The organism is Flavobacterium sp. JAS (genome assembly GCF_020991455.1).
Taxonomy (GTDB): domain Bacteria; phylum Bacteroidota; class Bacteroidia; order Flavobacteriales; family Flavobacteriaceae; genus Flavobacterium.
Map to the genome: position 1 here is coordinate 1 of NZ_JAJMOX010000049.1, position 791 is coordinate 791.

The following is a 791-nucleotide window of genomic DNA, read 5'->3' on the forward strand; positions in this document are numbered from 1 at the left end:
ACGCAGCTTATTAAAAGAATTACCCATCATGTTTTTAATCTGGTAAAAGCGTTTAGTGTTCATAAATCCAGCGCTTTAAACAGTCTTGATTATTTAACCCCGGAAGAAGAAAAGGAGTTATTGGTTAAATTCAATGACACAGATACTTCTTACCCTGATGATAAAACCTTCATTGATTTATTTGAAGAGCAGGTTAGAGAAACACCAAATAATATTGCCGTTGTTTTTGAAGAAACAAAACTAACGTATCAGGAACTTAACGAAAAATCCAATCAACTGGCTTTTTATTTAAGAGAGAATTATGCAATTAAACCCGATGATCTGATAGGGATAAAGCTCGATAGAAGTGAGAACATGATTGTAGCAATCCTGGGCATACTAAAATCAGGAGCAGCTTATGTTCCTATAGATGTTAATTACCCGCAAGAGCGTATCGAGTATATTGAACAGGATAGTAGCTGTAAAGCCGTTATTGATGAGAATATTTTAGACAATTTTGCACAGGTTCAGGATAAGTTTTCAAAGGAAAACCTGAACGCTATCATTGGAGCTGATGATTTAGCATATGTGATTTATACCTCAGGATCTACAGGTCAGCCTAAGGGAGTTATGATCGAGAATAAAAACTTATATAATTACCTGAAGTGGTGTTCGGATTTTTATTTTGAGAACCAGCAGCAAGGTGACTTTGGTTTGTTTAGTTCCTTATCTTTTGATTTGACAGTTACCAGTATTTTCCTGCCACTAATTAGAGGCCATAAGATAAAAGTATTTAATAATAATTGGAATGC

1 protein-coding gene is annotated in these 791 nt (G+C 34.6%); it reads left to right on the forward strand.

Annotated elements, in window-relative coordinates; genetic code table 11:
• Positions 1-791 (forward strand): AMP-binding protein (locus LPB88_RS23690; protein WP_230718270.1); only part of this gene is annotated, 791 nt, incomplete at both ends.